Origin of the sequence: Stutzerimonas sp. R40042, assembly GCF_026642215.1 — a bacterium.
In the GTDB taxonomy this organism is placed as follows: domain Bacteria; phylum Pseudomonadota; class Gammaproteobacteria; order Pseudomonadales; family Pseudomonadaceae; genus Stutzerimonas; species Stutzerimonas frequens.
Map to the genome: position 1 here is coordinate 3,629,504 of NZ_CP113258.1, position 22,997 is coordinate 3,652,500.

Consider the following 22,997-nt stretch of genomic DNA (forward strand, 5'->3'; position numbering starts at 1 on the left):
ACGGTGGGGCCGCCTAGGTCGGGGCGCGCAGCCCGGGCCGCGCTGGTCCGCAGCCCAGATCGGGATCCTACGGCCCCTAGCGGAACGAAGGCCGCGTGGCCAGCAGCAGGCCGGCGAAGATCAGGGCGCCGCCGATCCAGTGGAAGGTGCGCAGGGCCTCGCCCAGCAGCACCCAGCCCAGCAGCGCGGTGAATACGGGCATCAGGTACATGACCATGGCTGCCCTGCCCGCGCCGACGATCCTCACGCCATGGTTCCAGCCGACGTAGGCCACCAGCGAGGCGAACACGGCGGTGTAGCCGATGGCGGCGAGGTTGCTCGGCGTGAGGGCGAAGCCCCCTACCCGGCCCAGTTCCAGCAGGTAGAACGGCAGGATCAGCGGCAGACCGAGCAGCATCAGCACGCCCAGCAGCACCAGCGGCGGCACCAGCAAGTGCCTGGCCCAGCGGCGCAGCAGCAGCGTGTAGAGCGCCCAGGCCAGCACGGCGAGCAGCATGATGAGGTCGCCGCGCTGGAACGACAGGCTGGCGAAGGTCTGCCAGCTGCCGCGGCTGATCAGGTAGAGCAGCCCGCCCGCCGCCACGGCCATGCCGAACCAGGCGCGGCGCAGCGGCCACTCGCCGAGCAGGAAGCCCGCGCCGATAAAGGTCGCCAGTGGCAGGCAGGTGTTCACCAGGGTGAGGTTGATCGCCTCGGTGCTTTGCGCGGCGGTATAGAGCAGCGAGTTGTAACTGGCGATGCCCATGGCGGCGAGCACTGGCAGGCGCCAGCCGGCTGCACGCAGGGTGGCGCGGTGCGTCCAGATGCCCTTGGCGACGAAAGGCAGCAGCAAGCTGGTGGCCAGCACCCAGCGCCAGAACGACAGGCTCAGCGGCGGGATGCTGTCATGGAAGGCGCGGCCGACGAGGGCGTTGCCGCTCCAGCAGAGCACGGCGATAAGCAGCCCGGCAAAGGCCGGGCCCTGGCGCGCACTCATCAGGCTTGGCGCGGCGGGCGCAGACGGTATTGCGAGGGCAACTGGTCGAGCCCGCTCACCGTGACGTTGAGATTCTTCCACAGGCCATCCTTGATGCCGTAGATGCAACCGTGCACAGCGAGCGGTTGGCCGCGGTGCCAGGCGTTCTGGACGATGGTGGTGTGACTGACGTTGGCGACCTGCTGGATGACGTTGAGCTCGCACAGGCGGTCGACCTGTTCGTCCTCACTGGCCAGCTTGGACAGGTGCGTGCGGTGTTCGTAATAGAGGTCGCGGATGCTGCGCAGCCAGCCGTCGATCAGGCCCAGCTGGTCGTCGCGCATGGAGGCGCGGACGCCGCCGCAGCCGTAGTGTCCGGTGACCAGGATGTGTTTGACCTTGAGCGCGTCCACCGCGTACTGGATGACCGACAGGCAGTTGAGGTCGGTGTGCAGCACGACGTTGGCGACGTTGCGGTGAACGAACAGGTCGCCCGGCAGCAGGCCGACGATCTCGTTGGCCGGCACCCGCGCATCGGAACAGCCGATCCACAGGTACTCCGGCGTCTGCTGGCGGGCCAGCTTCTCGAAGAAGTCCGGGTCCTCTTCCTTGATGGCTTCGGCCCAGCGGGCGTTGTTCTCGAACAGCGGCTCCAGTTCGCTCATCTCATGTGTCCCTGTGGGTCGGCTCGGCACCTTACGAGTCGCTGCGGCCTTTTGACAAGCCGCCGCGGCTCACTCGGGCTCGACCAGTTCGACCTTCTTCGTCCGCTTGGCGGCGGGCTGGGAGATGAACGAGCGCAGATCACGCAGGAAGTTGTCGCGCCACGCGTCCAGGTCGGCAGCGCGAATGGCGCGCATCAGGTGCTCGTAGCGATCCTTGCGTTCGGCCAGCGACATGTTCAGCGCGCGATCGAGCGCTTCGGCCATGCCGACGCAGTCGTACGGGTTGACGATCAGCGCCGAGGTCAGTTCGCGGGCCGCGCCGGCGAAGCGCGACAGCACCAGCACGCCGGGGTCTTCCGGGTCCTGGGCGGCGACGTATTCCTTGGCGACCAGGTTCATGCCGTCACGCAGCGGGGTGACGAAGCCGACGTCGGCGGCGCGGAACAGGCCCATCAGCACGCGGCGGTCGTAGCTCTTGTTCAGGTAGTGCAGCGGCGTCCAGTCGAGGTCGGACATGCGCCCGTTGAGGTGCCCGGCCTGGCTCTCCAGCTGCTCGCGGATGTGCTGGTAGGTGCGCACGTCGGAGCGCGAGGTTGGCGCGATCTGCAGGAACTCGACGTTGTTGCGGTGCGCCGGGTAGCGGTCGAGGAACTCCTCGTAGGCGCGGAAACGCTCCACTAGACCCTTGGAGTAGTCCAGCCGGTCGACGCTGATGATGGTCTGGCGGCGCGTGTCGGTGGCGCGGCGCATGGGATGCGCGCGGCCCTTGTAACCTTCGGCGAGCTGCTGGATCTCGTCCGGCACCACGCCGATGGGGTAGACGCCGGCGCGGAAGTTCTGCCCATAGGCGGTCAGACTGCCGTCCGGCTCGACGACGCCGCGCACCTCACGGGTGATGTAGTCCTGGAAGGCCAGGCGGTCGGTGTCGGTCTGGAAACCGATCAGGTCGTAGTAGCAGAGCGTCTTGAGCAGGTCGTTGTGCGGCGGGATGGCGGTGAGGATTTCCGGCGCCGGAAACGGGATGTGTAGGAAGAAGCCGATGCGGTTGCGGATGCCCAGCTGGCGGCAGGCTTCGGCGAAGGGAATCAGGTGGTAATCGTGGATCCAGATGATGTCGTCGGGCTTGAGCAGCGGCTTGAGCTTCTCGGCCAGCATCGCGTTGACCCGCCGGTAGCCGTCGTACTCCTCACGACTGTAGCGGGCCAGGTCGATGCGGTAGTGAAAGATCGGCCAGAGCGTGGCGTTGGAGAAGCCGCGATAGTACTGGTCATAGTCGCGTTTGTTCAGCGGCAGCGTGACATAGGTGATGTTGCCGACTTCCTCGGTGTTGATGGCCGGGGTCGCGCTGACCTCGCCACTCCAGCCGAACCAGATGCCGCCGGCCTGGCGCAGGGCATCATAGACACCGACGGCCAACCCTCCGGCAGCCACCTTGCCCGCCTTGATCGGCGCGACGCGGTTGGAAACCACTACTAAACGGCTCATGGCAAAAATCTCGCTCTAGTCTGGTTTTGTTATGGGCTCGGCCGGTTCGCCGAGCTCGCTCAGCAGCTGTTCCAGCCAGCCGCCGACCGCATGTACCGATGGCAATCGCTCGCGAGCCTCGCTGGGCCCCTCGCCGACCTTGATGGAACGCCCGCCCAGCGCGTTGACGACGGCGAAACCGGCTTCGTCGGTGAGGTCGTCGCCGACGAATACCGGGGTGCGGCCAGCGAACGGCATCTCCTCCATGAAGGCGCGAATGACTTCGCCCTTGCTCGCCCCGCGCGGCTTGAGTTCGAACACACATTTGCCGGGCTGCAGGCTCAGCACCTCGGCGTAGCGCTCGGCGAAATGCTCAGCGAGCTCGCGGGCGATCTGTTCCAGCTGCGGGGCCAGACGAAAGTGCAGCGCGAAGGCGACGCCCTTGTTCTCCAGATGCAGGCCGGGATGATCGGCGCAGGCCTCGACCAGCTCGCGCTGGATGCGCTCCAGCTGCCGGGCATCGAGCGCCAAATTGCGCAGCTCGCCCTCGGCATCCCGGCGCTCGGCGCCGTGCACGCCAGCGGCGGGCAGTTGCAGCGGTGCCAGCAGCGCATCGAGCTGGGACAGCGGCCGCCCGGAGATCACGGCGACGGGAATCCCGTCGGCATGCAGTCGTTCCAGGGCCGCAAGGGTGGGCGGTGGAATGAAGACGAGCTCCGGGCGGGGCTGAATTTCAGCCAGCGTGCCGTCGACGTCGAAGAAGAAGGCGCAGCGCCGAGCCTCAGGCGCGGGTTGGTCGTTTTGATCGTTCATGCATGTAGGACTCCGGATCACGCACGGTGGTTCGTCCCATTTCACTCGCTTGCCGGTCAGCTACTGCAGCCCGAATTCGCAGCCCAACAAGGATGGCCCCGGATGCCGGATCCGGCCAGCGGCGCACCTGAATCTTCATCGAGCCGCCGGGTCACAACCTGCAAGACCGATGTCCTGACAGGAGACGATCATGAGCGATCAGAAACCCTATACCCCGACGGAAATCGACGACACCGAGGACCGCATGGGCTCCGTGGAGCCGCTCGACTTCGACCAGCGCCGCGACGAGCGCAAGGGCCGCGTCGGCGATCAGGTGCCGGGCGAGGAGATTGCCGATCGGTTCCCGCCGGAACGCGAGGCCGAAGCGGGCATGACGGCCGGTGAAGTACCGGATGGCGAAACCACGCTGGATGACATGGCACCGGACACGCTGATCCCCGAGAACGGAGCGCGCTCGCCGAACGAACGCGGACATGGCGAGCCGGCGGATCGGGATCTGAGCGTGGTGTCCGAGCACGCGATCGGCGCGGACGTGGATCTCGACGAAGCCGAGCTGGGCCGCTACGACCCGCTCGACGGCAAACCCTGGGACGGCCCGGCCAAGGGCGACGAGGACACCGGCCTCAGCGGCGGCGACGCGGTGCTGCGCGAGGACGACAGCGTGCTCTCCGACGACGAGCTGGAGGGCGACGCCCCGCTGGATTCAGGCCGGGACAAGCGGCCGGGGGAGTGACCGAGCCGCTTGCCGCGCCCCAACGCCGGGTGGGGTCTGGTCGTAGGGTGGATGTCGCTTTTTACATCCACCTTGACCTGAGCATGGTGGATCGGTGAAGCGTGATCCACCCTACGATCTGGCAGCTGTAGGGTGGGCTTTAGCCCACCGGAAAACGCCGCCTCATGGGCCGGCGGACTGAGCCACCGTCCGCAGGGCTGAACACACCTTCAATCCAGCAACCCCAGCAACGTGCAGGCCATCACCAGCGCATCTTCGCGGCCATCGGCCGACGGATAGTAGGCTCGGCGGCGGCCCACTTCGTTGAAGCCGTACCGCTCATAGAGGCGGTAGGCCGGCGCGTTGCTGGCGCGCACCTCGAGGAAGCATTCGCGGCCACCGCGCTCGCGGGCGCGCTGCATCAGGTGCTCCAGCAGGCGCAGGCCGAGGCCGCGGCCCTGGCTCTGCGGTTTGACGGTGATATTGAGCAGGTGCGCCTCGTCGAGGATCACGTTGATCACCCCGTGCCCGACCTGCTGCTCGCCCTCGAACATCACCCAGCATTCGTAGGCCGTCAGGGCATCGTTGAAGATGCCGCGGGTCCAGGGGTGGCTGAAGGCGGCGTACTCAATCTTAAGCACGGTTTCGATATCCGCCGCGGTCATCGGGCGGAAGCTGACTGCATCACTCATCACACGTACTCACGAACCTATGTGCCAGCGCGGCATGCTGCGGCGCATGGCCTTCCACAGCTCGGCCTTGGCGGCCGGCTGTTCCATCAATTCTTCCAGCCCAGGCATCGCCAGGGCGCGACCCAGCCCTTCCACGGCGACCTCGCGATAGCAGTTGTCGACGTCCACTTCGCCCGCGAAGCGCAGGGCCGGGTGACCGATCAGCCAGATGCAGTCGCAGCCCATCTGCTCCAGCTCGGCGGCCATCACGCCCTGCACGTAATCGCGCGCAGCCTCGGCGCCCTGGTCAAGGCTGCCCTTGTGCAGCAGCGGCCAGCGGATCGGTTCGCCGTCGCCGACCTGCTGCGGCTTGTCCGGCAGCCGCGCGGCGCGCAGCAGGTCCTTGAGCAGGATGTAGGCCGGGTCGCGGCTCTGGAAGGATTCGCCGGTGGGCAGCTCCACCACCAGCAACACGTTGCCGGCGCGCAGCAGCTGCAGGGAGAAACGTGGCGGCGGCTCGATGGGCTTGGCTGGCTCGGCGGCGGCCTCCTCGCTCGGGCTGACGGTCGCTGCCGCCGACTTCGGCTCCGGCATGGCGATACGCGGGCGCGGTGCCGGGGTCGGTTCGACGGTCGGCGCCACGGCTGGCCGCTCGATGACCGGCGCAGCCTCGACCTCGGCCACGGGCGCGACGACAGCCGCGGGCTCCGGCTCGGCAACCGGCGGCTGCAGCAGCTCGAGCCGCGACGGGGCAGCGAAAGGCAGTTCGGTCCGTGGCAGCCAGCTGGCTACCTGCATGGCGTCGAGGTAGGCACGACGCCGGGATTCACTGATCAAACGCCCTCCACCTGCGGATGTGCCTTGGCGCCGACCTGCATCAGGTTCAGCGCGTTGAGGTACGCCTTGGCCGAGGCGACGACGATATCGGTATCGGCACCGTTGCCATTGACGATGCGCCCGCCCTTCTCCAGCCGCACGGTCACCTCGCCCTGGGAATCGGTGCCCTGAGTGATGGCGTTGACCGAATACAGTTGCAGCGTGGCACCCGAGCCGGCAATGGCCTCGATGGCCTTGAAGGTGGCATCCACCGGGCCGGAACCTTCGGCCGCGGCACTGCGCTCCGCGCCATCGACGCTGAGCACCAGCTTGGCTTCGGGTGTGGTGCCGGTCTTGCTGGCGACTTCAAGGCTGCTCAGCTTGAAGTGCTCGGGTGCCTCATCGGCGAGGGTGTCGGAGACCAGCGCCTGCAGGTCTTCGTCGAAGATTTCATGCTTCTTGTCCGCCAGCTCCTTGAAGCGGGCAAAGGCCGCGTTCAGCTCGTCGCCTTCCAGTGCGATGCCGAGTTCCTCCAGGCGCGAACGGAACGCGGCGCGACCGGAGTGCTTGCCCATGACCATCTTGTTGGCGTTCCAACCCACCGACTGCGCGGACATGATCTCGTAGGTCTCGCGATGCTTGAGCACGCCGTCCTGGTGGATGCCCGACTCGTGGGCGAAGGCGTTGGCGCCGACGATGGCCTTGTTCGGCTGCACCGGAAAACCGGTGATGCCCGAAACCAGGCGCGAGGCGGCGAGGATGTGCTCGGTCTCGATGCGGGTATGCACGCCGAGCAGGTCCTGACGGGTCTTGATCGCCATGACGATCTCTTCCAGCGCGGCGTTGCCGGCACGCTCGCCGAGGCCATTGATGGTGCATTCCACCTGGCGCGCACCGGCCACCACCGCGGCCAGGGAGTTGGCTACGGCCAGACCGAGGTCGTTATGGCAATGCACGGAGAACACCGCCTTGTCGGCATTGGGGATGCGCTCGAGCAGCTGGCGGATGGTGTCGGCGTACTGGTGCGGAATCGCATAGCCGACGGTGTCCGGAATGTTGATGGTGCGTGCGCCGGCGTCGATGGCAGCCTCGATGATGCGGCAGAGGAAATCGATCTCCGAGCGCCCGGCGTCCTCGCAGGAAAACTCCACGTCGGCGCACAGGCTGCGCGCCTTCTTCACCGCGCGCACTGCCTGCTCCACCACCTGGTCCGGCTGCATGCGCAGCTTGTACTGCATGTGGATCGGGCTGGTGGCGATAAAGGTGTGGATGCGCCCGGAGTTGGCGCCGGCCAGTGCTTCGGCGGCACGCTCGATGTCGGCATCGACAGCGCGCGCCAGGCTGCACACGGTGCTGTCCTTGATGTTGTCGGCGACCAGCTTCACCGCGGCGAAATCGCCGGGGCTGGCGATGGCGAAGCCTGCCTCGATCACGTCTACCTTCAGCCGCTCCAGCGCCCGGGCGATGCGCAGCTTTTCCTCACCGGTCATGGACGCGCCGGGGCTCTGCTCGCCGTCGCGCAGGGTGGTGTCGAAGATGATGACGCGATCATTGCTGCTCATAGGACTGTCCTCACGGCTGCCGAGCGCCTCTGACAGGGCGCTGTAGTGGGCGGATTGTCGCGTGAAATGGACGGGGCGGGAAGGCGCAGCTGCGTTTGGCGTGGGTTGTCGTCGCGTAGGGTGGAAAACCGCGAAGCGTTTTCCACCAGCGTTCCCCCTCGGTGGAAAAGCCTTCGGCGTTTTCCACCCTACGAGCGCCCACGTTGATCGTAGGGTGGATGTCGCTTTTTACGTCCACCGCTGCGCCGCGGACAAAGTAAAAGGCCCCGCTAACAGAGCAGCGGGGCCTTTCGTTCTCACGTGCAGCTCGTAGCTGGGTTACTGATCCCAGGGGCGGTCGCCGCGCTCATCCTTGATCCGAGTCGGCAGGCCCATCACGTCGAGCAGCTTGAGGAACGGCTGGGCCGGCAGTTCTTCGACGTTGACCATGCGCTTGGCGTCCCACTCGCCACGGGCGATCAGCAGCGCGGCGGCGACCGGCGGCACGCCGGCGGTGTAGGAGATGCCCTGGCTGTCCGTCTCGGCGTAGGCCTCTTCATGGTCGGCCACGTTGTAGATGAACAGCTCGCGCGGCTGGCCATCCTTGGTGCCCTTGACCAGGTCGCCGATGCAGGTCTTGCCGGTATAGCCCGGCGCCAGCGAGGCGGGATCAGGCAATACGGCCTTGACCACCTTGAGCGGGACCACTTCCAGGCCTTCGGCAGTGCGCACCGGCTGCTCGGAGAGCAGGCCGAGGTTCTTCAGCACGGTGAAGACGTTGATGTAATGCTCGCCGAAGCTCATCCAGAAACGGATGTTCGGCACGTCGAGGTGCTTGGAAAGCGAGTGCACCTCGTCATGACCGGTCAGGTAGAGGCTCTGTTCGCCCACGACCGGCAGGTCGTCGGTGCGTTTGACCTCGAACATGCGATTGGTCGTCCACTGGCTGTTCTGCCAGCTGTAAACCTGACCGGTGAATTCGCGGAAATTGATTTCCGGGTCGAAATTGGTGGCGAAATACTTGCCGTGGGAACCGGCGTTGACGTCGAGGATGTCGATCGACTCGATCTTGTCGAAGTATTCCTGCTGCGCCAGGGCGGCATAGGCGTTGACCACGCCCGGGTCAAAGCCGGCACCGAGGATGGCGGTGATGCCCTTTTCCTGGCATTCGGCCAGGTGTTTCCACTCGTAGTTGCCATACCACGGTGGCGTTTCGCAGATCTTGCCCGGCTCTTCGTGGATCGCGGTATCGAGATACGCGGCGCCGGTGTCGATGCAGGCGCGCAGCACGGACATGTTGAGGAAGGCAGAACCGACGTTGATGACGATCTGCGATTCGGTTTCACGAATCAGTGCCTTGGTCGCTTCCACGTCCATGGCGTCCAGCGCATAGGCCTTGATCTCGCCGGGCTGCTTGAGCCCGCCCTTGGCTTGCACGCTGTCGATGATGGCCTGGCATTTGGAGATGTTGCGCGACGCGATAGCAATACGACCGAGTTCGTCGTTGTGCTGCGCGCACTTATGGGCCACCACCTTGGCGACACCTCCTGCACCAATGATAAGAACGTTTTTCTTCAATTGTTTCACCCCCTTGTACTGCGGCCTCAGGAAAGGCTGGACAGGTAATCGTTAAAGTCGAACTCACGAACCACCTCGACGCTGCCGTCGAGCTGCTTTACCACGATGGACGGCATTTTCAGGCCGTTGAACCAGTTTTTCTTGACCATGGTGTAGCCTGCCGCGTCGATGAACGACAGCCGATCGCCGATGGCCAGCGGGCGATCGAATTGGTACTCGCCGAAGATGTCGCCGGCCAGGCAGCTCTTTCCGCACACCATGTAGGTGTGTTCGCCGCCTGAGGGCGCCATCTTGGCGTTGAGGCGGTAGATCAGCAGGTCGAGCATGTGCGCCTCGATCGAGCTGTCGACCACCGCAAGGTTCTTGCCGTTGTACAGGGTGTCGAGCACCGTCACTTCCAGCGAGGCGCTCATGGTGATCGCCGCTTCGCCGGGCTCCAGGTAGACCTGCACGCCGAATTTTTCCGAGAACGCCTTCAGCCGCGCACAGAAGGCATCGAGCGGATAGCCTTCGCCGGTGAAGTGGATGCCACCGCCGAGGCTGACCCATTGGACCTGTTCCAGCAGATGGCCGAAGCGCTCCTCGATGGTGCTCAGCATCTTGTCGAACAGCTCGAAGCTCGCGTTCTCGCAGTTGTTGTGGAACATGAAGCCGCTGATCTTGCCGATCACCGCCTCGATCTTCGCCGGGTCGTGCTCGCCCAGGCGGCTGAACGGCCGCGCCGGGTCAGCGAGCAGGTAGTCGGAGCTGCTAACCTGCGGATTGACGCGCAGACCGCGGATGGTGCCGGAGGTCGGAGCCTCGAAGCGCTCCAGCTGGCCGATGGAGTTGAAGATGATCTTGTCGCAGTTGGCGACCATCTCTTCGATCTCGTCGTCGGCCCAGGCCACGCTGTAGGCGTGGGTTTCGCCGGCGAATTTCTGCCGACCGAGCTTGAGCTCGTACAGCGAGGACGAGGTGGTGCCGTCCATGTACTGCTGCATGAGGTCGAACACCGACCAGGTGGCGAAGCACTTGAGCGCCAGCAGCGCCTTGGCGCCGGACTGCTCACGCACGTAGGCGATCTTCTCGAGGTTGCCCAGAAGCTTCTGTTTGTCGATAAGGTAATACGGCGTCTTGATCATCTGTTCGTGCCCCGAGGGAGTCGCCGGCGGACCCGACAGCTCGCTTTTTGCAAAAAAGTGCGAATTGTGCCGGGAACCGACAGAGATCGAAATAGCACATCGATACTTCGTCACGTTTGGTGACGTTTGGTCTTGCCCGGCGAGCCGCCAAATGCCGCCAGACTAACCTTCAGGCGATGACGTTCAGGTGACTTCTCCATGCGTGCCGCAAGGGCCTCGTCCGATTGTCTGCGCGTCCATCATGCAGGCCCCAATGCAGTACAATCGGCGCTTTTTCATTGGCTGGACTGGCGCCACGATGATCGAACCCAAGCGCGTACTGCGTGCCCTCGCCGAACACTGGACGTTGCTCGAGCCGCTGTGCGAGCGTTTCGACGCCGGCACCCTGAGCCTGGTGGAGTTGCGCCATCAGCTCGCCGCACAGCTACCCGAAGGCACGCCCACCGACATCACCGCCCTGCTCGACCAGTGGATCCGCTTGGACATCCTGGTGCCGGTGGCCAAGAGCCCCAACCGCTTCGAGCTGAACGCACAGATCCACGACTTCCTCGCCTACCTGCGCCGCGAACACCGCCTCGGCCTGTGCCTGGAAATCGAGGCCTACCTGCGCCATCTCGAGCGCCTGGCCGGGCATATCCTCGATGCCTTCGAGATTCGCGACGGCAACGACCTGGCGCGCCAGCTGCGCCTGCTCGACATGCGCGTGCGTGACGTGCTGAAGAAGCTCGACAACGACGAACAGGCCCTGGTCGCCGTGGCCGACCGGGCCAAGACCAGCGACCGCCAGATCCCGCTGCGCCAGCGCTATGCCGAGGTGCTGGCGACCTGGGACGAGTACGTCGAACCAATGATCCAGCTGGTCTCCGCCGACGGCGCCTTCGAGCAGGGCGTTCATCGCGTCGAGCAGGTGCTGATGAAGCTGCTCGGCGAGCAACAGCGCCTCGGCCAGTTGGTGGACGACGACCTCCTGCTGCGCACCCATGCGCGCATCCTCGAAATGCAGACCACCGCCCAGCTGACCCTGCGCAAGGCCCGCGAGCTGCTGCTGCCGCTGCGCGAGGAAGCGCGTCGGCACAATGCCGTGACCCGAGGCGCGGCGCTGGCGCTGTCGGCGATCCGCAAGAAGGGCCTGGACGCCGTACCACAGGCCTCGCTGCCGCTGTTCACCCGTCCCCAGAGCACCTTTCTCGGCACTGCCAGCCAGGTCGAGGCCTACGTCTACGCCCTGGCCCGCTTCGAGCCGAGGCCGGCGCAGTTCCCGCGGGCTAGCGGCAAGCGCAAGGGCGAGCAGCCGCGCGCACCGCGCACCGCACGGGAGATGATCGAGCGCTGCCAGCAGGCGCTGCCGCTGCCGGACCTGATGGCCTGGCTGCTGGAACAGGAACCCGAGGGCGCCACCGACGAGCTGCTCTACTGGTTCTCGCGCCTGTCCCGCGACAGCCGCTTCCAGCGCGATCGCCTGGAACGTCGCGAGTACCTGACCCGCGAACACCGCGTCAGCCTCAGCTCCTTTGCGCTGGTGGCCAATGCCAATGGCTGACTCCTACGTAGGGTGGACAACGCGCAGCTTGTCCACCATCACCCCGACGATATCCGAGCGACCTGAATGAACATCGACCTCAAGGAAATGACCCAGCTGGCGCCGATCTTCCGCGAGCTGTTCAAGGGCTATCACCTGTCGCGCAGCGAGCCGGAGCCCTACGCGCAGCTGTCGAACATGCAGGACCAGTACCGCGCACTGTTCAAGGCGCTCGGCTTCGAGCTGGTCTGCGATCCGCGCAGCTTCTACTACTTCGTCCCGGAGCAGATGGGCGCGCAGGTGAACAAGACCGCCCAGCGCCTGGCGCTGTTCACCTTCATCCTCGTCGAGCATCTGGCCGACCAGGGCCGCGACCCGCTGGCCGTGCTCGACGGTGGCAGCCTCGGTCGCGATGAACTGCCGGCGTTGCTGGACAAGTACCGCGACCTGTTCCTGCAGGCCGAAGTCACCACCCAGGAAGAACTGGAAGAGAAGGTCATCCGCCGCCTGACACAGCTGGGCTTCGCCGAGGACAGCAACGGCGTCTACCGCTTCCTGCCGCCGATGCACCGTTTCCTCGACGTCTGCCTGTCGGTGCAGCAGGACCGCGATCTCGCCGCCAGCCTACACAGCAGCGACCTGCCGCTGCCCGCCCCGGAGCTGATCGCCGAGGACGAGGGCGAAGACGACATCATCCTCATCGAGGAAGCGGCCGAAGAATCGGAAGAAGAAGCCTTGGCGCGCGCCATCGCCGAAGAAAAGGAGCTTGAAGCATGAGCCAGGAACGCTACGGCATCCGCCGCTTCGCCCTGCTGAACACCGCCGGCTACAGCCTCGGCATCTTTCCGCTGGAGAACCCGCTGTCGGTCTACGGCGCCAACAACCTCGGCAAGTCCGCGTCGATCAACGCGCTGCAGTTCCCGATCCTGGCGCGCATGTCGGACATGAGCTTCGGCAAGTACAGCCTCGAGCAGTCGCGCAAGTTCTACTTCGCCTCGGACACCAGCTACATCCTCGTCGAAGTCATGCTGCCCCACGGCCCACATGTGATCGGCGTGGCCGGCCGCGGACCGGGCGGCGGCTTCGGCCACCAGTTCTTCGTCTACCAGGGCTCGCTGGACCTCGACCATTACCAGCAGAACGGCACCTGCCTGCGCCAGCGCGAGCTGTTCGCCAACCTCGAACGCGCCGGCATCAAGGCCTACGAGGCCAAGCCGGACGAGCTGCGCCGGCTGCTGGTCGGCGGGCATACCTCGATCCCGCTGGACATGACTTTGATCCCGCTGCGCTCGACCAGCGAGCAGAGCCTGAAGACCTTCCGCGCGCTGTTCATCAACCTGCTGCATATGCGCGAGATCACCGCAGCGAAACTCAAGCAGCTGTTCCTCGATGCCTTCGAGCACAGCCTGCGCTCGGGCAGCGTCGACTATATCGCCGCCACCGAAGAAGCCTTCCGCGACGTGCGCCGCATGGAGCAGGACTACCAGGCGCTGGTCGCCGCCGGCCCGCTGGTCGAGGCGCTGGCAGCCGGTGTCGCCCAGCGCGAGCTGCTGCGCGGCAAGCTGCATCGCCTGTCGCCGCTACTCGACAACCTGCTCGGCACCTGGCACGACTACGCCGATGCGCGCAAGGAAGAGCTGGTAATCCAGGCCGAGCACTATCGCCGCGAGCAGGACGGCCTGCAGAACGAACAGCGCGGCTCGACTGGCGAACTGATGCGCCTGGAACGCGAGATCAGCGAAATCCAGCGCTGGCTGGGCGAGCTGGCGGTGCTGAAGAACCGCTTCGCCCTGGTCGAGGACGCCCATGTGCTGGAGCAGCAGCTGCTCGCCGCCAAGGACGCCCACGACGAGCTGGCCGGTGCGCTGGCGCAGTCCCGCCAGTTCTCCAGCGAGGACCTCGACGAGCGCCTGCGTGATCTGGAAAAGCGCCTGAAGTCGGTCCGGCAACAGCTCGACCATGCCGACAACAACAGCTACTCGCGTTTGCGCGAGGAGTTTTCCCAGGCCGATGTGGATCGCCTGATGCGCCTGTTCAATGGCCAGCTGTTCAGCCTGCCGCTGGGTGAAAAAGGCATCAGCGCCGAGGGCGACGACTGGGTCAAGGCCGTGGAAGCGGTGCTGGATCGTTTCAAGGGCGACACCTTCTCGGTGCCGGGCCTGTCCATCGACCTCTCGCATATCGAGCCACCGGCGCTGCAGGCTCTGGCCGACCGTGCTGCCCTGCGCGACCAGAAGGATCGCCTGGAGCGCGAACTCAAGCAGCTCAAGACCCAGCATGCGGTAGCCGTCGACCGCGCCGCGAGCAAGGCCCAGGCCGAGGCGCTGTACCAGGCCGTACTCGATGCGCAGAAAGCGCTGGAAGACTTCCGCCGCAGCCAGACCCTGGCCGCCGAGGAGCCGGCGAAGCTGGAACAGCTGGCCCAGGCCGAGGCCGCGCAGGAAGAACTCAAGCGCACCAGTGACGCCTTCGCCGAGCGCGTGCAGCACCTGTCCGCCAAGCTGCAGCTGGTCGGCCGTCAGCTGGCGGATCTGGAAGCCAAGGAGCGCACGCTGGAAGACGCCCTGCGACGTCGCCAGCTGCTACCGGCGGATCTGCCGTTTGGTACGCCTTTCATGGACCCGGTGGACGACTCGCTGGACAACCTGCTGCCGCTGCTCAACGACTACCAGGACAGCTGGCAGGCGCTGCAGCGCGTCGACGGTCAGATCGAGGCGCTGTATGCCCAGGTGCGCCTGAAGGGCGTGGCCAAGTTCGACAGCGAGGAAGATCCCGAGCGTCGCCTGCAGCTCTTGGTCAACGCCTATGCCCACCGTCAGGACGAGGCGCTGACCCTGGCCAAGGCCCGCCGTGCCGCGGTCACCGACATCGCCCGGACGCTGCGCAACATCCGCAGCGACTACGAGAGCCTGGAACACCAGCTCGCGCTGTTCAACCGCGAGATCAACAAGCGTCAGGTTTCCAACCTGGCGAGCTTCCGCATCGTGTTAGCGCCGAACAAGGATGCGCTCAAGCACATCGACCAGATCATCCACAGCGCCGGGCAGTACGAGGAAGGCGAGACGCTGTCGGTGTTCGATCTGTCCCAGTCCGCCGAGCAGGACGCGAAGAACGAGGAAGCCAAGGAGTACCTGGCTCGGCTGGTAGCGACGAACAACAACCAGCTGGGCCTGAAGGACCTGTTCGAGCTGGCGTTCGAGATCACCAAGGTCGGCGGCCAGCCGGTGATTCATACCGACATCGACGGTGCGGCGTCCAACGGCACCACCATGACCATCAAGGCGCTGACCAACATGTACCTGTTGCTGCACCTGATGGATCGCGAGCAGGCTGGACGCATCCGCCTGCCCTACTACCTCGACGAGGCGGCGGACATCGACGAGCGCAACCAGCAGGCGCTGATCGAAACCAGCCTGCAGCTGGGCTTCGTGCCGATCCTTGCATCGGTGAAGCCGCAGGTCTCGGCCCATGTCGCCATCGACCTGGAAGGCGGCAGCGGGCCGGCCGGCATCTACATCGACGAGGCGGACTGGAAATACATCAGCCGCCGCGAACCGGTCGCCAGCCAGACCATTGCTTCAGCCCAACTGACCGAAGAGCCGGCCTGATCTCCCGCAACGAAAAAAGGGCCCCGAGGGGCCCTTTTCATGCGTGCGTAGGGTGGGTTTCAGCCCACCAGTAACGCCCGGTCGACCGTCACTTGTCGCCGGCGGCTCGCCCCAGTTCGATCTTCGGTGCCCAGCCGAACCACTCGTCCTGCGGTTCCTTGAACAGCGCAAAGGTCTGTCCCGGCAGCGCCCGGCGTCCCATCTGCTCGCCCTCCGGTGTGGCGAAGGCGACGCCGCCCTCGATCAGCGACTCCAGCGAATCGGTGCGCAGGCTGGCACCTTTGAACAGACTGAAATCCACACCGAAGCCGCTGGTCTCCCAGAAGCGGGTGCCCGTATGCACCAGGGGCGCGTAGCGCGGCTCGATGACGACGCGGATCAGTACGCGATCAGCGTTCTGCCCCAGCTCATAACCGGTGACCTCACCGACTTTCACCTCGCGGTAGGTCACCGCGTTACCCGGCTTGATCGAACCCAGGCGGGCCGCGCTGAGCACGAGGCTCAACCCTTCACCAGCCTTCTGTGGCTCCCGCTCCTGGCCGGTGAAACGCGTTTGCACGCCCGCATCCGCCTTGCCCGGTGCCACCTCCAGGTAGGGGCCGCTGACCAGCGTATCCAGATTCGCCGTACGCATGATGCCGAGCTCCGGCCGAACGACCCAGAACTGGGTGCCGGTGCGGGTGATGCGCGACTCCGCTGCGGTGATGCGGGCACGCAGCACGACACTCTGCAGATCATCGCTCAGCGTGACAGTGTCCACTTGGCCCACGGCCAGCCCCTTGTAGCGAATGGGCGTACCGGCACTCAGTCCATCGCCACGCGCCAGGCGGATCTCGATCGGCGTCCCGCGCTGGATTGCACTGTCTCTGTCCCTGTGCAATACGAAGCGCGGCACCTTCTTCGTCCCGGCAGCCTGCGGATCGGGCGTCTCGAAGGCGATACCGCCGGCAAGCAGGCTCTGCAGCGACTCGCTGCGCACCTCGATTCCGGACAAACCGCCGCTCAGCGAGATGCCGCTGGCATTCCAGAACCGGCTCGAGCTGTTCACCAGGTTGGCGTACGGCTGTTCGATATGCACGCCCACCACCACCTTCTGCTGGTCGCGAGAGAACTGGTAGCTCTGTACCGACCCCACCCGGACCTGCCGGTAGAGCACGGGACTGCCGACGTCCAGCGAGCCCAGACTGTCAGTCGTGAGCACCAGATGCAGCCCCGGGGCGCGAATATCCAGCGGCGGCGCCTTGGGGCGGGCGACGAACTCGCGCTTGGGCGAGCCACCTTTCTCGCCGGGCCTAACGGCGATGAAGTTGCCTTTCACCAACGCTTCGAGGCCGGTGATGCCGCCCAGCGAGATGGACGGCTTGACCACCCAGAAATCGGTGTCCTCGACCAGGTAGTCCTCGAACAGCGGGTCGACCGAAAGCTCGGCGCGCGCACCCTTGAGGTCCGAGTCGATATCCAGCTTTTTCAGCAGACCAACCTGCATGCCGTTGTACATCACCGGCGTACGTCCGGCCTGCAGCCCATCGAAATCCTGCAGCGCGACCACTGCCTTGATCCCCGCCTGGGCTGCGTCGAAATCCTCGTAGAGACGGAACGGGATGTTCGGGTCGGTGGCCGGGCTGTCCTTGCGGTGCGCGGGCGTGGCGAAGGCGATGCCCCCGGCGACGATACTGGCCAGGGACTCGGTACGGAACTTCACGCCGGTCAGCCCTGCGTCGACAGTAACGCCGCTGGCGTTCCAGAAACGGGTGTGCTTGCGCACCAGGTGCGCATACTCCGGCTGGATATAGAGCTGCACCTCCACGGTGCTGTCATCCTCGGCGAGCACATAGTTCTTCACTTGGCCCACCTGGATTTGCCGGTAGAACACCGGGCTGCCACGATTCAGCGAGCCAAGTCGCTCGGCCTTGAGCGTCAGGTGCAGGCCGATGCGGCTGTCGGACATCGGCGGCTCTTCCGTCAGCGCGACGAAACGCTTGGTCGGCTCGCCATCGGCTGGGCTCATACCGATGTAGTTTCCCGACACCAGCGTTTCCAGGCCAGTGATCCCGGCCAGTGTGACGCTGGGCTTAACCAGCCAGAAGCGCGTGCCGCTGCGCAGATAGCCGTCGACATCCTTGTTCATTTCGATATCGGCGACCACGACCTGCCGACGGTCGTCATCTTCCAGCCGCAGGTCGCGTACGACACCGATCGTCATGCCTTTGTAGAGCACCGACGTCTTGCCGATCTCGATCCCCTCGGCACTCTCGAAGACCACCTCGATGTGGATGCCTCGCTCGCTATAGGCCTGCCAGGCGAGCCACGCCCCGATCACCAGAGCGATCAGGGGCAGGATCCAGATGGCCGACCAGCTGGAGGCAGGGCGGGTATTGGCTTGCGGCAGGTCAGTCATGCTTGTTCCCGGATTCCGTGTTATCCCAGATCAGACGGGGATCGAATGTGATCGCAGCCAGCATGGTCAGGATCACCACACTGGCGAAGGCTATTGCGCCGAAGCCGGCTTCGACACTGGCGAGACTGCCGAAGTTGACGATTGCCACCAGAATGGCGATGACGAAGATATCAAGCATGGACCAGCGCCCGATCCATTCGATGAAGCGAAACACCAGAAGGCGCTGTCGCGGCGACATCGGGTGATGCCTTTGTACCGAAATCAGCAACATGGCGATCCCGACCAGCTTGAACGTCGGCACCAGAATGCTGGCGATGAACACCACCGCCGCAATCGGAAACATGCCGTGCTTGGCCAGTGTGACCACGCCGGACATGATGGTATCGGGCGTCCCGCTACCGAGCATGCGCACCGTCATGATTGGCAGCATGTTGGCGGGCAGGTAGAGCAACGCTGCGGTGATCAGCAAGGCCCAAGTACGGGCGATGCTGTTGGGCCTGCGCATGTGCACACGGGCCCCGCAGCGGCTGCAATGCTGATGTTCGATCTTTGGTGTGGCGCGATTCAGCTGGTGGCATTCGTGGCAGACCATCAGCCCGGCGTCAGCGGCGCGCATCGTCAGGCTCCGATAACGCTTCCCATACCTGATGCGGTGACATCACCAACTCCAGCCACACCTGCACCACCAGGAGCCCGGCAAAGCAGGCCAGGCCGACACCAAGGCTCAGCTCCGCCATGTCACGCAGCTTGATGATGGAAACCAGGATTCCGAGCAGATAGACCTCGAGCATCCCCCATTCGCGCAGATGGTGATAGAACCGGTAGAGCAGCAGCCCCAAGGGCTTGGCACGATCGATGGCGATGCAGAGCAACACGGCGAGCTGGCACAGCAGCTTCATCAGCGGCACCGCCATGCTGCAAAGGAACACCACCACGGCGATGCCCTGCATGCCGCTGTTGTACAGGCTCAACACCCCACTCCAGACCGTATCGTGGGTGACTCTGCCAAGCAGGTTCAACTGCATGATCGGCAGGAAGTTCGCGGGAAAGTAGAGCAACAGAGCCGCCAGCACCAATGCCAATCCCGGTCCGACGATGCGATGACGCAGGCGAAACAGCTCACAACCACAGCGAGGGCATTCGGCCACCTCGCCAAGGTGAAGCGTCGGCTTTGCCATCAACAGATCACATTCCGGGCAGCCTACGAGCTGCTCGATCGGAAGCTCTTCAAGTCTTGCACTAGCAGCCGATTCCGGCATGAGGAATATCCGAGCAAAGCGCTTATCTTAAACGAGCCATACCCGCAGCGTTGAGTAGCCAGCCAAAAGGCAGGCTGACTCGATCTGGTTCGAGCCTTCTCCTCAAGCTTTCGTCAGCGCAAAAGCAAACCCCCGGCCTGCGTATGCGGGTCGGGGGTTTGGGATAGGAGCTTGACGATGACCTACTCTCACATGGGGAGACCCCACACTACCATCGGCGATGCGTCGTTTCACTGCTGAGTTCGGGATGGGATCAGGTGGTTCCAACGCTCTATGGTCGTCAAGCAATTCGGTTGCTGCCTCGGGGTTGAGCCGCTGCAGCGAATTGGGTATGTGATCGAATCGGTATTGCGTGTTCGTGCAGATTTTCGGTCTGTATGTCGACTTACCGTCTAACAGCCAAATTGTTTGGGTGTTATATGGTCAAGCCTCACGGGCAATTAGTATTGGTTAGCTCAACGCCTCACAGCGCTTACACACCCAACCTATCAACGTCGTAGTCTTCGACGGCCCTTCAGGGAGCTCAAGGCTCCAGTGAGATCTCATCTTGAGGCAAGTTTCCCGCTTAGATGCTTTCAGCGGTTATCTCTTCCGAACATAGCTACCCGGCAATGCCACTGGCGTGACAACCGGAACACCAGAGGTTCGTCCACTCCGGTCCTCTCGTACTAGGAGCAGCCCCTCTCAAATCTCAAACGTCCACGGCAGATAGGGACCGAACTGTCTCACGACGTTCTAAACCCAGCTCGCGTACCACTTTAAATGGCGAACAGCCATACCCTTGGGACCGGCTTCAGCCCCAGGATGTGATGAGCCGACATCGAGGTGCCAAACACCGCCGTCGATATGAACTCTTGGGCGGTATCAGCCTGTTATCCCCGGAGTACCTTTTATCCGTTGAGCGATGGCCCTTCCATACAGAACCACCGGATCACTAAGACCTACTTTCGTACCTGCTCGACGTGTCTGTCTCGCAGTCAAGCGCGCTTTTGCCTTTATACTCTGCGACCGATTTCCGACCGGTCTGAGCGCACCTTCGTACTCCTCCGTTACTCTTTAGGAGGAGACCGCCCCAGTCAAACTACCCACCATACACTGTCCTCGATCCGGATAACGGACCAGAGTTAGAACCTCAAGGTTGCCAGGGTGGTATTTCAAGGATGGCTCCACGCGAACTGGCGTCCACGCTTCAAAGCCTCCCACCTATCCTACACAAGCAAGCTCAAAGTCCAGTGCAAAGCTATAGTAAAGGTTCACGGGGTCTTTCCGTCTAGCCGCGGATACACTGCATCTTCACAGCGATTTCAATTTCACTGAGTCTCGGGTGGAGACAGCGCCGCCATCGTTACGCCATTCGTGCAGGTCGGAACTTACCCGACAAGGAATTTCGCTACCTTAGGACCGTTATAGTTACGGCCGCCGTTTACCGGGGCTTCGATCAAGAGCTTCGCTTGCGCTAACCCCATCAATTAACCTTCCGGCACCGGGCAGGCGTCACACCCTATACGTCCACTTTCGTGTTTGCAGAGTGCTGTGTTTTTAATAAACAGTCGCAGCGGCCTGGTATCTTCGACCGGCATGGGCTTACTGAGCAAGTCATTCACCCTCACCGGCGCACCTTCTCCCGAAGTTACGGTGCCATTTTGCCTAGTTCCTTCACCCGAGTTCTCTCAAGCGCCTTGGTATTCTCTACCCAACCACCTGTGTCGGTTTGGGGTACGGTTCCTAGTTACCTGAAGCTTAGAGGCTTTTCCTGGAAGCATGGCATCAACCACTTCGCTTTCTAAAAGAAAGCTCGTCATCAGCTCTCGGCATTAAGATCCCGGATTTACCTAAGATCTCTGCCTACCACCTTAAACAAGGACAACCAACGCCTTGCTGGCCTAGCCTTCTCCGTCCCCCCATCGCAGTAACTAGAAGTACGGGAATATTAACCCGTTTCCCATCGACTACGCTCTTCAGCCTCGCCTTAGGGACCGACTCACCCTGCGTCGATTAACGTTGCGCAGGAACCCTTGGTCTTTCGGCGTGCGAGTTTTTCACTCGCATTGTCGTTACTCATGTCAGCATTCGCACTTCTGATACCTCCAGCGAGCTTCTCAACTCACCTTCACAGGCTTACAGAACGCTCCTCTACCGCTCATCTTGCGATGAACCCGTAGCTTCGGTACCTGGTTTGAGCCCCGTTACATCTTCCGCGCAGGCCGACTCGACTAGTGAGCTATTACGCTTTCTTTAAAGGATGGCTGCTTCTAAGCCAACCTCCTAGCTGTCTAAGCCTTCCCACATCGTTTCCCACTTAACCAGGATTTTGGGACCTTAGCTGACGGTCTGGGTTGTTTCCCTTTTCACGACGGACGTTAGCACCCGCCGTGTGTCTCCCGTGCTGACACTTGCTGGTATTCGGAGTTTGCATCGGTTTGGTAAGTCGGGATGACCCCCTAGCCGAAACAGTGCTCTACCCCCAGCAGTGATACACGAGGCGCTACCTAAATAGCTTTCGAGGAGAACCAGCTATCTCCGAGCTTGATTAGCCTTTCACTCCGATCCACAGGTCATCCGCTAACTTTTCAACGGTAGTCGGTTCGGTCCTCCAGTCAGTGTTACCTAACCTTCAACCTGCCCATGGATAGATCGCCCGGTTTCGGGTCTATTCCCAGCGACTAGACGCCCTATTAAGACTCGCTTTCGCTACGCCTCCCCTATTCGGTTAAGCTCGCCACTGAAAATAAGTCGCTGACCCATTATACAAAAGGTACGCAGTCACCTAACAAAGTAGGCTCCCACTGCTTGTACGCATACGGTTTCAGGTTCTATTTCACTCCCCTCTCCGGGGTTCTTTTCGCCTTTCCCTCACGGTACTGGTTCACTATCGGTCAGTCAGTAGTATTTAGCCTTGGAGGATGGTCCCCCCATGTTCAGACAAAGTTTCTCGTGCTCCGTCCTACTCGATTTCACTTCTAAGATCCTTTCGCGTACAGGGCTATCACCCACTATGGCCGCACTTTCCAGAGCGTTCCGCTAAAATCAAAGAAGCTTAAGGGCTAGTCCCCGTTCGCTCGCCACTACTAAGGGAATCTCGGTTGATTTCTTTTCCTCAGGGTACTTAGATGTTTCAGTTCCCCTGGTTCGCCTCACACACCTATGTATTCAGTGTGTGATAACCATCTTATGATGGCTGGGTTCCCCCATTCAGAGATCTCCGGATCAAAGTCTGTTTGCCGACTCCCCGAAGCTTTTCGCAGGCTACCACGTCTTTCATCGCCTCTGACTGCCAAGGCATCCACCGTATGCGCTTCTTCACTTGACCATATAACCCCAAGCAATCTGGTTACTGTCTATAACGTGAAGACGACATTCGCCGAAAATTTGCATAGAGAACACGCAAATTTTACCTTGACGCGACATGCTGCCAGTGAAAGCAACACATCGGTCTACTTCTATCACATACCCAAATTTTTAAAGAACAGTTCTGGCGCAAAGTCCAGAAATCAATGCTCAACCCAGGCGATCAACAACCGTCCTGGTAAACACTCATTTCTGAGCTTTCGGCGACTAGAGTTAATGGTGGAGCCAAGCGGGATCGAACCGCTGACCTCCTGCGTGCAAAGCAGGCGCTCTCCCAGCTGAGCTATGGCCCCTTCGATTGGTGGGTCTGGGCAGATTCGAACTGCCGACCTCACCCTTATCAGGGGTGCGCTCTAACCAACTGAGCTACAGACCCAATCGTTACTCTCGGGTCTAAACCCAATCGCCTTTCGCAAGTGAATCAAGCAATTCGTGTGGGAGCTTATGACGAAGCCGGTGTCTTCGATTAAGGAGGTGATCCAGCCGCAGGTTCCCCTACGGCTACCTTGTTACGACTTCACCCCAG

General features: G+C 63.0%; 16 protein-coding genes, 2 tRNA genes and 3 rRNA genes (1 of these 21 cut by a window edge). 4 read left to right on the plus strand and 17 right to left on the minus strand.

What is annotated here, in order from left to right; translation table 11 throughout:
- Window positions 1-76 precede the first annotated feature (76 nt).
- The 4 genes from OUY36_RS17190 to otsB all read right to left on the minus strand — a co-directional run bounded on the left by OUY36_RS17190 (window position 77) and on the right by otsB (window position 3,897).
- On the minus strand, window positions 77-976 hold the full coding sequence (locus OUY36_RS17190; protein WP_267935228.1) for a DMT family transporter: 900 nt from the start codon (window positions 974-976) through the stop codon (window positions 77-79).
- Window positions 976-1,620, minus strand: a complete 645-nt coding sequence (gene can, locus OUY36_RS17195; protein ID WP_267935229.1) for a carbonate dehydratase — start codon at window positions 1,618-1,620, stop codon at window positions 976-978. The genes OUY36_RS17190 and can overlap by 1 nt, the downstream gene beginning before the upstream one ends.
- A 69-nt stretch (window positions 1,621-1,689) precedes the next feature.
- Window positions 1,690-3,105, minus strand: a complete 1,416-nt coding sequence (otsA, locus tag OUY36_RS17200; RefSeq protein WP_267935230.1) for an alpha,alpha-trehalose-phosphate synthase (UDP-forming) — start codon at window positions 3,103-3,105, stop codon at window positions 1,690-1,692.
- 15 nt (window positions 3,106-3,120) lie between these two features.
- Entirely contained in the window at window positions 3,121-3,897 is a 777-nt protein-coding gene (gene otsB, locus OUY36_RS17205; protein WP_200629570.1) for a trehalose-phosphatase, read from the minus strand.
- A gap of 190 nt (window positions 3,898-4,087) precedes the next feature.
- On the opposite strand from otsB, the gene OUY36_RS17210 reads away from it, so the two are divergent.
- Window positions 4,088-4,630 carry a hypothetical protein gene (locus OUY36_RS17210; protein ID WP_267935231.1) on the plus strand — a complete coding sequence of 181 codons (543 nt, stop codon included), beginning with the start codon at window positions 4,088-4,090 and terminating at the stop codon, window positions 4,628-4,630.
- 209 nt (window positions 4,631-4,839) lie between these two features.
- Here the strand turns inward: OUY36_RS17210 and rimI are convergent, their stop codons facing one another.
- From rimI to OUY36_RS17235, 5 genes are all read right to left on the minus strand, one after another.
- Complete coding sequence (gene rimI, locus OUY36_RS17215; RefSeq protein ID WP_267935232.1) at window positions 4,840-5,301, minus strand: ribosomal protein S18-alanine N-acetyltransferase; 462 nt, start codon at window positions 5,299-5,301, stop codon at window positions 4,840-4,842.
- 9 nt (window positions 5,302-5,310) lie between these two features.
- Window positions 5,311-6,117, minus strand: coding sequence for an energy transducer TonB (locus OUY36_RS17220; protein WP_267935233.1), 807 nt, complete (start codon window positions 6,115-6,117; stop codon window positions 5,311-5,313).
- Complete coding sequence (locus OUY36_RS17225; protein ID WP_200629569.1) at window positions 6,114-7,658, minus strand: 2-isopropylmalate synthase; 1,545 nt, start codon at window positions 7,656-7,658, stop codon at window positions 6,114-6,116. Before OUY36_RS17225 ends, OUY36_RS17220 begins: the two co-directional genes overlap by 4 nt.
- Window positions 7,659-7,976: 318 nt before the next feature.
- The gene (locus tag OUY36_RS17230; protein WP_063540384.1) at window positions 7,977-9,215 is read right to left on the minus strand and encodes a saccharopine dehydrogenase family protein; all 1,239 of its coding nucleotides are present in this window, start codon (window positions 9,213-9,215) and stop codon (window positions 7,977-7,979) included.
- A 26-nt stretch (window positions 9,216-9,241) separates the two neighbouring features.
- Complete coding sequence (locus OUY36_RS17235) at window positions 9,242-10,339, minus strand: carboxynorspermidine decarboxylase (protein WP_267935234.1); 1,098 nt, start codon at window positions 10,337-10,339, stop codon at window positions 9,242-9,244.
- 253 nt (window positions 10,340-10,592) lie between these two features.
- On the opposite strand from OUY36_RS17235, the gene mksB reads away from it, so the two are divergent.
- From mksB to mksF, 3 genes are all read left to right on the plus strand, one after another.
- Window positions 10,593-11,879, plus strand: coding sequence for an Mks condensin complex protein MksB (gene mksB / locus OUY36_RS17240; protein ID WP_267935235.1), 1,287 nt, complete (start codon window positions 10,593-10,595; stop codon window positions 11,877-11,879).
- Window positions 11,880-11,945: 66 nt separating this feature from the next.
- Window positions 11,946-12,635, plus strand: a complete 690-nt coding sequence (gene mksE, locus OUY36_RS17245) for an Mks condensin complex protein MksE (protein ID WP_267935237.1) — start codon at window positions 11,946-11,948, stop codon at window positions 12,633-12,635.
- Complete coding sequence (mksF, locus tag OUY36_RS17250; protein ID WP_267935238.1) at window positions 12,632-15,466, plus strand: Mks condensin complex protein MksF; 2,835 nt, start codon at window positions 12,632-12,634, stop codon at window positions 15,464-15,466. The genes mksE and mksF overlap by 4 nt, the downstream gene beginning before the upstream one ends.
- A gap of 88 nt (window positions 15,467-15,554) precedes the next feature.
- Here the strand turns inward: mksF and OUY36_RS17255 are convergent, their stop codons facing one another.
- From OUY36_RS17255 to OUY36_RS17290, 8 genes are all read right to left on the minus strand, one after another.
- Window positions 15,555-17,864 (minus strand): PqiB family protein, encoded by a 2,310-nt coding sequence (locus OUY36_RS17255; RefSeq protein ID WP_267935239.1) that lies wholly within the window; start codon window positions 17,862-17,864, stop codon window positions 15,555-15,557.
- A complete protein-coding gene (locus tag OUY36_RS17260) occupies window positions 17,857-18,480 on the minus strand; it encodes a paraquat-inducible protein A (protein ID WP_267935240.1) in 624 nt (207 codons plus the stop codon). Before OUY36_RS17260 ends, OUY36_RS17255 begins: the two co-directional genes overlap by 8 nt.
- The gene (locus OUY36_RS17265; protein ID WP_102839691.1) at window positions 18,467-19,123 is read right to left on the minus strand and encodes a paraquat-inducible protein A; all 657 of its coding nucleotides are present in this window, start codon (window positions 19,121-19,123) and stop codon (window positions 18,467-18,469) included. Before OUY36_RS17265 ends, OUY36_RS17260 begins: the two co-directional genes overlap by 14 nt.
- A 169-nt stretch (window positions 19,124-19,292) precedes the next feature.
- A 5S ribosomal RNA gene (rrf, locus tag OUY36_RS17270) occupies window positions 19,293-19,408 on the minus strand.
- 134 nt (window positions 19,409-19,542) lie between these two features.
- A 23S ribosomal RNA gene (locus tag OUY36_RS17275) occupies window positions 19,543-22,433 on the minus strand.
- Between the two features lie 255 nt (window positions 22,434-22,688).
- Window positions 22,689-22,764, minus strand: a tRNA-Ala gene (locus OUY36_RS17280).
- Window positions 22,765-22,770: 6 nt separating this feature from the next.
- Window positions 22,771-22,847: transfer RNA gene (locus tag OUY36_RS17285), tRNA-Ile, on the minus strand.
- A gap of 91 nt (window positions 22,848-22,938) precedes the next feature.
- Window positions 22,939-22,997 (minus strand): 16S ribosomal RNA (locus tag OUY36_RS17290) (it continues 1,478 nt past the right edge of the window).
- Together the 16S, 23S and 5S rRNA genes with 2 tRNA genes alongside form the textbook arrangement of a ribosomal RNA operon.

Bases quoted from the DNA above. Each gene is read 5' to 3' on its own strand.
- OUY36_RS17255 (WP_267935239.1), bottom strand. From the start codon at position 17,864: ATGACTGACCTGCCGCAAGCCAATACCCGCCCTGCCTCCAGCTGGTCG.
- otsA (WP_267935230.1), bottom strand. From the start codon at position 3,105: ATGAGCCGTTTAGTAGTGGTTTCCAACCGCGTCGCGCCGATCAAGGCG.
- otsB (WP_200629570.1), bottom strand. From the start codon at position 3,897: ATGAACGATCAAAACGACCAACCCGCGCCTGAGGCTCGGCGCTGCGCC.
- OUY36_RS17190 (WP_267935228.1), bottom strand. From the start codon at position 976: ATGAGTGCGCGCCAGGGCCCGGCCTTTGCCGGGCTGCTTATCGCCGTG.
- OUY36_RS17210 (WP_267935231.1), top strand. From the start codon at position 4,088: ATGAGCGATCAGAAACCCTATACCCCGACGGAAATCGACGACACCGAG.
- mksF (WP_267935238.1), top strand. From the start codon at position 12,632: ATGAGCCAGGAACGCTACGGCATCCGCCGCTTCGCCCTGCTGAACACC.
- rimI (WP_267935232.1), bottom strand. From the start codon at position 5,301: ATGAGTGATGCAGTCAGCTTCCGCCCGATGACCGCGGCGGATATCGAA.
- can (WP_267935229.1), bottom strand. From the start codon at position 1,620: ATGAGCGAACTGGAGCCGCTGTTCGAGAACAACGCCCGCTGGGCCGAA.
- OUY36_RS17260 (WP_267935240.1), bottom strand. From the start codon at position 18,480: ATGCGCGCCGCTGACGCCGGGCTGATGGTCTGCCACGAATGCCACCAG.
- OUY36_RS17235 (WP_267935234.1), bottom strand. From the start codon at position 10,339: ATGATCAAGACGCCGTATTACCTTATCGACAAACAGAAGCTTCTGGGC.
- OUY36_RS17225 (WP_200629569.1), bottom strand. From the start codon at position 7,658: ATGAGCAGCAATGATCGCGTCATCATCTTCGACACCACCCTGCGCGAC.
- mksE (WP_267935237.1), top strand. From the start codon at position 11,946: ATGAACATCGACCTCAAGGAAATGACCCAGCTGGCGCCGATCTTCCGC.
- OUY36_RS17265 (WP_102839691.1), bottom strand. From the start codon at position 19,123: ATGCCGGAATCGGCTGCTAGTGCAAGACTTGAAGAGCTTCCGATCGAG.
- mksB (WP_267935235.1), top strand. From the start codon at position 10,593: ATGCAGTACAATCGGCGCTTTTTCATTGGCTGGACTGGCGCCACGATG.